The organism is Methyloceanibacter marginalis (assembly GCF_001723295.1).
Taxonomy (GTDB): Bacteria; Pseudomonadota; Alphaproteobacteria; order Rhizobiales; family Methyloligellaceae; genus Methyloceanibacter; species Methyloceanibacter marginalis.
In genome coordinates, this window is sequence record NZ_LPWD01000256.1 from 1 (window position 1) to 8001 (window position 8001).

The following is an 8001-nucleotide window of genomic DNA, read 5'->3' on the forward strand; positions in this document are numbered from 1 at the left end:
TGCTCCTGCTCGCGCCGCACATTCCGCTGCTCTTCATGGGCGACGAGTACGGCGAGGTGCGGCCGTTTCAGTTCTTCACGGACTTCACCGGGGATCTCGCCGAGGCCGTGCGCAAGGGCCGCAACGAGGAGTTCCGCAACAACAAGTCTTTCGCCGAAGCCTATACCAAGAACCTGGTGCCCGATCCCAACGCGCTCGAGACCTTCGCCGGGAGCGTGCTCGCCCCGACAGCCACGCCGCGGCTCGACTTCGTGCGAAGCTTGATCGCCGCACGCATGGCCCATGTGGTGCCGCGCTTGGCGGGCATTGGCGGGAACGCGGGCAAGGTCGAGGCGATCGAGGGCAACGCCTTTGCCGTCAGCTGGGCGCTTGACGGCGGCGGCACGCTCGCACTGACCGCCAATCTTTCCGCTTCACCGTGCGACCGACCGGGGAACCTTGCCGGCGCACCTTTCTTTATTCACCCCGCAGACATGGACGCGGCCACGCGCACCCTTGCCCCGTGGTCCGTTATCGCGACACTAAGCGTTTAGGAGTTTTGCATGCCAGATCGGATCGACGAATTGGCGGAGCGCTTCGGCATTGCCGAAGGCTATATCAGCGAGAAAGGCGATTGGGTCACCACGCCGGGCGAGACCAAGGCCAAGGTGCTCGAGGCCATGGGCGTGCCGGTCGAGAGCGGCAACGCCGGAGAAAGCGACCTCCCGGAGCCGGCGCCGCCGAGGATATCGCCGGGCTCACCGAGAGCGCCTACTGGCCGCCCTTCCTCGTCGACCAGCGTTCATGGGGACTGTCGGTCCAGGCCTATGCGCTGCGCTCGGCCCGCAACTGGGGCATCGGCGACTTCGAGGACATGGCGCGGCTCGCCGAGTTTGCCGCGAAGCGCGGCGCCGACTTCATCGGCGTGAGCCGCTGCATGCGCTGTTCTTCGCCGACCCTTCGCGCATCAGTCCGTACAGTCCTTCTTCGCGCAACTTCCTCAATCCGCTCCTGATCGCGCCGGACCGGGTGCCGGGCTTCGCCGATCTTTCCCTGCCCGCCACGCTGGAGGCGGAACTCGAAGCCTTACGTCAAACGGAACTCGTCGACTACGCAGGCGTCCATCGTGTGAAGGGTCCCGTCCTGGAGGCGCTGTTCGCGCAGTTCCTCAAGTCCGGCGACGTGGAGGCCAAGGATGTGTTCAAGCGTTACTGTAACGAGCAGGGTAAGGCGCTGGAGATCCATGCGCTGTACGAGGCCCTGTCCGAACACATCGTTGCCAATGGCGGCAATGCAGCTTGGGGCACATGGCCCGAGGAATTCCAGAATCCCGACAATATCGCCGTGCGCGACTTCGCCCGCTCGGCCAAGAGCCGCATTGCTTTCCACGCCTGGCTGCAATGGATCGCCGACACGCAGCTCGCCGACGCGCAAGCCCGCGCCCGCGCCGCCGGCATGCGCATCGGACTCTATCTCGATCTCGCAGTCGGCATCTCGCCGGACGGCTCGCGCAGCTGGCTGGCCGGTCCGGCCATCGCGCATCAAGCGCGGATCGGCTGTCCGCCCGATCCCTTCAGCGCTCTGGGTCAGGATTGGGGGCTCGTGCCCTTCTCGCCCGTGGGGCTCGCCGAGGAGCGCTTGGAGCCTTTCCGCTCGGTGCTGCGGGCCAACATGCGCCATGCCGGCGCGCTTCGCATCGACCACGCCATGGGACTGCAACGGCTTTATTGGATTCCCGACGGCAACACCGCCAAGGACGGGGCCTATGTGGCCTATCCCTTCCGCGAGCTCCTGGAAGGCGTCGCGGAAGAATCCTGGATCTCGCAGACCATCGTCATCGGCGAGGATCTCGGGACGGTTCCTCCGGGGTTTACCGATACGATGGTCCGCGCTGGCCTTCTGAGCTACCAGGTCTTCTATTTCAGCGAGCGTGACGGCGTCTGGATGCCGCCGCACGCCTACCGGCGCGAGGCCATGGTCTGCGCCTCGACCCACGACCTGCCGACCTTGAAAGGCTGGTGGGTCAGCAACGACATCAATTGGCGCGTGAGAAGCGGCCGCGCCACGGAGACCGAAGCCGTGATCCAGCGACAAGAGCGCATGCTCGACCGCAAACGCCTGCTCGATGCCTTGATGGGCGCGCAGGCGCTGGCCGCCGATCCCGATTACGCCAAGTCGCCGAACATGCCGGACGACGTGCTTGTGGCGATCCATCGCTTCCTGGCGGCTACGCCCTGCCGGCTCTTCGCCGTGCAGCTCGACGACGCGCTTGGGATCGTCGAGCAGGCGAACCTGCCGGGCACCGTGGACGAGCATCCGAACTGGCGGCGTAAGATGCCTCTTACCATCGAGGCTCTGGGCGATCACAAGCTGTTCAGCGCGGTCACCGGCGCCGTGGCTGCCGAACGACCGCGGCAATGAGCGAGCGTGCCACCTACCGTCTGCAATTCCGCGACGGCATGGACTTTGCGCGCGCCAAGGCGCTTGCGCCCTATCTCGCCAAGCTCGGCATCTCACATCTTTATATGTCGCCGATCCTGCGCGCCCTCCCCGGCTCGGCGCACGGCTATGACGGCGCCAGCTATGACGAGATCGAGCCCGCGCTCGGCGGCGAGGACGGCTTTCGCGACATGGCGGAGGCGTTCCGCGCCGAAGGGCTCAGCCTCATCGCCGACTTCGTGCCCAACCATATGGGCGCGAGCCCGTTCAATCCGTGGTGGCGCGACGTGCTCGAATGGGGCGCGGACAGCCCCCACGCCAGCTATTTCGACATCGACTGGACCGCATCGAAGCTCCTGATCCCGGTGCTGGCGGAGCCGTACGGGCGCGCGCTCGACAAAGGCAGCTTCGGGCTTCACTTCGACACCGAGGACGGCGGCCTGAGCCTCAGCGTCAACGACATGAAGCTGCCCTTGAGTCCGCCGACCTACGCCAACGTGCTGGCCCGCGTCGGCGATGACTTCGAGGACCTCACCAACCGCTTCGCCATCGCCACGCCCGAGACCGCCCAGGAGCTCAAGGCGGAGCTTGCGGCGCGCGTGCGCGAGGCGGGCCAGGTCGACACCTTGAGTGCCGCGCTTCGAGACATGGCGGCGGACCACGAGGCCATGCATGCGCTGCACGAGCCCAAGTCTGGCGTCTCGCCTATTGGCGCGCCGCGCGCGAGACGCTCACCTATCGCCGCTTCTTCGAGGTCGCCGATCTCGTGGGCGTGCGCATGGAACAGCCGAGCGTGTTCGAGGAGACCCACCGGCTGATGCTGGCGCTGGCGGAAGACGGCGTTATCGACGGCCTGCGCCTGGACCATGTGGACGGTCTCGCCGACCCCCTCGCCTATTTCCGCAAGCTGCGCGAGGCGATCGGCGACGAGCGCCCCTTCATCGTTTTGGTGGAGAAGATCCTCGAAGGCTCGGAATCGCTTCGCTCCGATTGGCCGGTGCAAGGCACCACCGGCTATGAGTTCATCCGCGCGCTCGGCGGCGTGATGACCGATCCGGAGGGCGAGGCGCCGTTGACCGCGGCGTATGACAGCTTTGCCGGCGAGACCGCGGACTACGAGACATTGGTCACGGCCACCAAGCGGCACATCTTTATCCGCAACCTCGCCGGCGAGCTCGACGTGCTCACCGGGCTCGCGCATCAGCTCGCCCAAGCTGAGCTTGCCACCCGCGATTATGGGCGCGACACGCTGCGCCGCGCCGTCATCGAGCTCGGTGCGTCGCTGCCGGTCTATCGCACCTATGTCGACGTCGACGGCCCGCGCCCCGAGGACGAGGCGTTGATCGCGCGCGCCGAGACCGCGGCCAGGAGCACGCGCGAGGTGGAGGACGACGGGGCCATCGACTTCATCGCGCGGATCTGGCGGCTCGACCTGCCCGACCCCGCCGCTCGCGCCGAAGCGCTCACCTTCGTGACGCGTTTGCAGCAAACCACCGGTCCGCTCATGGCCAAGGCCGTGGAGGACACGCTATTCTACCGCTATAACCGCCTGATCGCGCTGAACGAGGTGGGCGGGTCGCCCGACGAGTTCGGCGCGGCGCCCGCGCGCTTCCACGAAGACATGGCCGCGCGGCGCCTCCACCAGCCGTTCGGCCTGGTTCCCACCTCGACCCATGACACCAAGCGCGGCGAGGATGCCCGCGCCCGACTCTATGTGCTGAGCGAACGACCTGAAGCGTGGAGCGCTGCGTCGCCAAGTGGTCGGCGATGAACGAAGCTCTTCTGGTCAAGACGGACGACGACCGCGCGCCCTCCGCCAACGACGAGTGGATGTTCTATCAAGCGCTCGCCGGCGCCTGGCCCTTCGCTCTCGACACGACCGATCACGGCGCCCTGGCCGCACTCGCCGACAGAATGGCCGCCTTCATGCTGAAGGCCATCAAGGAGGCGAAAGTGCGCACGAGCTGGACCGGCCCCGACGAGCCCTATGAGGAGGCGGTGAAGGCGTTCGTGCGGGGCGCGCTCGACCCCGCCAGAAGCCGCGCCTTTCTCGAAGACTTCAGCGCGGCGCAAGGCCCGCTCGAAGTGGCCGGCGCGCTCAATTCGTTGTCGCAGACCCTGCTCAAGCTCACCGCGCCCGGCGTGCCCGACATCTATCAGGGCGGCGAGCTCTGGGATCTGAGCCTGGTCGATCCGGACAACAGGCGGCCGGTGGACTTCGACGCCAGGCGGCAGCTTCTCGACGGCCATGCCTCACGCGATGCGGCCGATCTCGTGGCGGATTGGCGGAGCGGCGCCATCAAGCTCTCTGTCGTGGCGAAAGCGCTGCAACTTCGCGCCGAGGAGCCGAGCCTGTTCACCACCGGCGATTACACGCAGCTCACGGCAAACGGGGCCCGCGGGCAAAGCATCCTCGCCTTCCTGCGCAGTGACGACACGCACGCCGCCATCGCCATCGTGCCGCTGCGCGCGAGCGCGTTACTAAAAGGAAGCGGCCAGCCATTGGTGCCGGCTTCGGCTTGGGGCGATACCCACCTGACGCTCGACGCGGCTCGCGCCGGGCGGAGGTGGCGCAACGTCTTGACCGGAGAGACCGTGTCGGCCGCCGATGGCCGCGTGAACATCGCCGAAGCGCTGAAGACCTTTCCGGTCGCCTTGCTGGTGGCGGGCTAGAGCGACTCGGCGCCCATCTCCGCGGTGCGCACACGCATGGCGCCCTCAAGCGGCAGCACGAACACCTTGCCGTCGCCGATGCGTCCGGTTCGCGCCGCCTGGCCGATGGTCTCGACCACGGTGTCGGCCATGTCGGCGGTGACCGCGATCTCGATCTTCGCCTTGGGCACGAAGTTCACGGTGTACTCCGCCCCGCGGTAGATCTCGGTCTGCCCTTTTTGCCGGCCGAAGCCTTGCACCTCGGTGACCGTCATCCCTTGCACGCCGATGCCCGCGAGCGCTTCGCGCACCGCTTCAAGCCGGTGGGGCTGAATCACTGCGATGATATATTTCATATGCGCGTCCTGTTGGAGCGACAGCGGCCTTCGCTGTCAGGTTGTAGGCAGCCGCTGACGCCACATTCCCGCTTCTAATGCTGCTATAATGACTTATGAGCAAGGCTTTTACCAAGGAGCCGGAAGGCGGCGACGTCTACGACGATCTTCCGGATCGGCCCATATCGGCCCATAACCTCGTGACCCAGCGCGGCCTCGAGCTGATCGAGGCTGAGTTGTCGCGTTTGCACGACGCCCATGCCGCGGCGCAAGACGCCGACGACAAGCCTCTGCTCGCCAAGATCAACCGCGATCTGCGCTATTGGACCTCGCGCCGGGCCACCGCGCAGGTCATGGAGCCGCCCCAAGACGCGACCGAAGTGCATTTCGGCTCTCAAGTGACCATCGAGCGCGAGGACGGCCGCCGCCAAACCTACAAGATCGTCGGCGAGGACGAAGCGGACCCGACCAACGGCACCCTGTCCTATGTCTCGCCCGTGGCCCAGGCGATCATGGGCAAGCCCGTCGGCGAGACCGTGCAAGCGGGTGCGACCGAGGCCACGATCGTCGAAATTTCCTGAGATAATAGGCTTTTAGCCGACCGGCGCGGAACTTTGCAGCGGCGCACCGATCCGCGCGAACACCCAAACTTGCGCGTTCGCCGTGGCGTTGCACAGAAACGTGTCGCCGGCCTCCGTTCCGAGAAAGACGAAATAGCCGGGGATCCAGCCGCCCTCCAGGCCGTCCGGTCCGCTACTCAGAACCGCGCCCGCCGCGTCGTCGAGATAGGCCCGGCAGGCGCCCTGCGCGATCCGGAGAGGATCGGCCGGAAGCACCGGCTTGCCGCCACGATCCACGGAGACCGGGGGGAGGAGGCCCGCGCCCGCGCCCCGCAACAGATCCTCGAAGATCAGCCGTAGGCATAAACCGAACCGCGCGCGTCGGCGCTGCAGAACCACAAATTGGTATCCGCGTCAGTGAGCCAGACGAGGCTCCCGCCCCGCCCGTCATCTACAGCGGTGACAATCTCGCCCGCCTCGCCGTCCCCGGCCGCCCGGCATGCCGCAAGGGCCGATCCATGCCGGGGCGCCACGTCCGCGCCGCCACATGAGGGGCGGCAATCGCAATCAGGCCGAGACCGACCAACGCCAACAAATTGAAATGAATTGGAATTCCCTCTTCCTCCGCCAGAGGGCCTCAAGCCCGCGCCGGTTCGAGGCATGAGACTGGCAGGAAAGATGCGGCGCCTTTGTGAGCCCCCTCACAAAGGCAGAAAACGCCACTACGGCTTCTTCGTCTCCACATGGCCGAGATCGCGCGCCGGGGCCACCTTGTCGCGCACCAATTGCTTGAGCTCTTTCATTTCAGGAAAGCGGCCCTGCGCGCCCCGCGACCAAATCAGCTCGCCGTCGACCCGAACCTCAAAGACGCCGCCTTGATCGTCGGGAATAAGAGTGAGCGAGCCGAGCTCCTCGCCGAAGGTGGACAACAGCTCCTGGCCCATCCAGGCCGCCCGGAGCAGCCAATTGCACAGCCGGCAATAGGTGATGGAGACGTTCGCGCGGGTGCGATGATGTGATCCTCTGGCTCAGCGCTTCGTTTTATGGGACTCTAGACTCCGTCATTCGGTCGATTCCAGCCCTTAAGACGATCAGGCAAGATGCGCCGATCTTCCATGATTTCGACGAGGAAGTGTCACGCAAAAGCAACAGGCGTTTCCCATGACATCCCAAGGGGTTGTAACCGGGCTGCTCAGTCATCACCTCGTAACAACATCCTGACTTGTTCGAGACCCAAAACTGCGGGAAGACACAACCTATGAAACCAGTGATTCGCAAAGCTGCGCCGATTCTCTTGGCGACCGTGGCCCTTCTCGGCCTGTTCATGGTCACCCCCTCGCAAGAAGTGGAGGCCAGCCCCTTCGACACTCTGCTCGGCACATGGCGGGGGAGCGGCCAGGTCCAGCTCAACAGCGGCATGGAACGTCTGACCTGCAACGCCTACTACACCGGCGGCGGCTCGCAGCTCGGCATGGCCATCCGCTGCAAGTCAGACAGCTCCAATGTCGAGATCCGGAGCAAGCTCAGCCTGAGCGGCACCCGCATCACCGGCAATTGGGAAGAGCGGACCTATAACGCCTCGGGCAGCGCAAGCGGAACCGCCAAGCCCGGCAGGATCAGCATCACCGTCTCGGGCTCGATCCGCGGCAGCATGGTCGTCAATTACAGCAGCTCCCGCCAGAGCGTCTCGATCGCAACCTCCGGGAGCCCCCTGCAAAGGGTGTCGATCAACCTGACCCGCAGCTAGTTCGCAGCTAGTCTAAGCCCGAATCATGACCGGCCTCGCAGGGGCGACCCTCGGGGCGGGAGGACTTCGAGCGGCCAGGAGCGAATTGCCATGGGCGAGGCTTTGCTGACACATAAATTGGTGGGGGAACGGCTGGAGCTTGCCGCCGGCGGCTCGTGGACCGCCCCGCATGCGGGCGAACTCGAAGCCCTGGTCGAAGGCGTCGCGGGCGAAGCGCCCAAAGCCAAAAACATGTCGATCGATCAATGGGCGGTGTCCGCGAGTTCGACACCTTCGGCGCCTGGCTGCT

At 65.8% G+C, this 8001-nt stretch carries 9 protein-coding genes and 2 pseudogenes; 8 read left to right on the forward strand and 3 right to left on the reverse strand.

Going from position 1 to position 8001, the window contains the following annotated elements; genetic code table 11:
- The 5 genes and pseudogenes from AUC71_RS09930 to AUC71_RS17795 form a co-directional block, all read left to right on the forward strand.
- Window positions 1–533: DUF3459 domain-containing protein (locus tag AUC71_RS09930; protein WP_141701593.1), on the forward strand; the 533-nt coding region annotated here is incomplete at its 5' end.
- Between the two features lie 320 nt (window positions 534–853).
- A pseudogene (gene malQ, locus AUC71_RS09940) lies at window positions 854–2400 on the forward strand (4-alpha-glucanotransferase).
- A complete protein-coding gene (locus AUC71_RS17785; RefSeq protein WP_083238252.1) occupies window positions 2397–3236 on the forward strand; it encodes an alpha-amylase family glycosyl hydrolase in 840 nt (279 codons plus the stop codon). Before malQ ends, AUC71_RS17785 begins: the two are co-directional and overlap by 4 nt.
- Window positions 3185–4189 carry a malto-oligosyltrehalose synthase gene (locus AUC71_RS17790; protein WP_083238253.1) on the forward strand — a complete coding sequence of 335 codons (1005 nt, stop codon included), beginning with the start codon at window positions 3185–3187 and terminating at the stop codon, window positions 4187–4189. Before AUC71_RS17785 ends, AUC71_RS17790 begins: the two co-directional genes overlap by 52 nt.
- A complete protein-coding gene (locus AUC71_RS17795; protein WP_141701594.1) occupies window positions 4186–5091 on the forward strand; it encodes a malto-oligosyltrehalose synthase in 906 nt (301 codons plus the stop codon). The genes AUC71_RS17790 and AUC71_RS17795 overlap by 4 nt, the downstream gene beginning before the upstream one ends.
- On the opposite strand, the gene AUC71_RS09950 is transcribed toward AUC71_RS17795, so the two are convergent.
- Window positions 5088–5426 (reverse strand): P-II family nitrogen regulator, encoded by a 339-nt coding sequence (locus AUC71_RS09950; protein WP_069624141.1) that lies wholly within the window; start codon window positions 5424–5426, stop codon window positions 5088–5090. The genes AUC71_RS17795 and AUC71_RS09950 overlap by 4 nt on opposite strands.
- Window positions 5427–5521: 95 nt before the next feature.
- Here AUC71_RS09950 and greA point away from each other — a divergent pair, with 95 nt between their 5' ends.
- Window positions 5522–5986 carry a transcription elongation factor GreA gene (gene greA, locus AUC71_RS09955; protein ID WP_069624142.1) on the forward strand — a complete coding sequence of 155 codons (465 nt, stop codon included), beginning with the start codon at window positions 5522–5524 and terminating at the stop codon, window positions 5984–5986.
- A gap of 12 nt (window positions 5987–5998) precedes the next feature.
- Here the strand turns inward: greA and AUC71_RS09960 are convergent, their stop codons facing one another.
- Both AUC71_RS09960 and AUC71_RS09965 read right to left on the reverse strand, forming a co-directional pair.
- Complete coding sequence (locus AUC71_RS09960) at window positions 5999–6301, reverse strand: hypothetical protein (RefSeq protein ID WP_141701595.1); 303 nt, start codon at window positions 6299–6301, stop codon at window positions 5999–6001.
- A gap of 386 nt (window positions 6302–6687) precedes the next feature.
- Window positions 6688–6954, reverse strand: a complete 267-nt coding sequence (locus tag AUC71_RS09965) for an Rdx family protein (protein ID WP_069624144.1) — start codon at window positions 6952–6954, stop codon at window positions 6688–6690.
- A 269-nt stretch (window positions 6955–7223) separates the two neighbouring features.
- Between AUC71_RS09965 and AUC71_RS09970 the strand changes: the two genes are divergently transcribed.
- Together AUC71_RS09970 and AUC71_RS09975 are read left to right on the forward strand one after the other, a co-directional pair.
- Window positions 7224–7712, forward strand: a complete 489-nt coding sequence (locus tag AUC71_RS09970) for a hypothetical protein (protein ID WP_069624145.1) — start codon at window positions 7224–7226, stop codon at window positions 7710–7712.
- Window positions 7713–7802: 90 nt separating this feature from the next.
- A pseudogene (locus AUC71_RS09975) lies at window positions 7803–8001 on the forward strand (hypothetical protein); the annotation flags it as partial.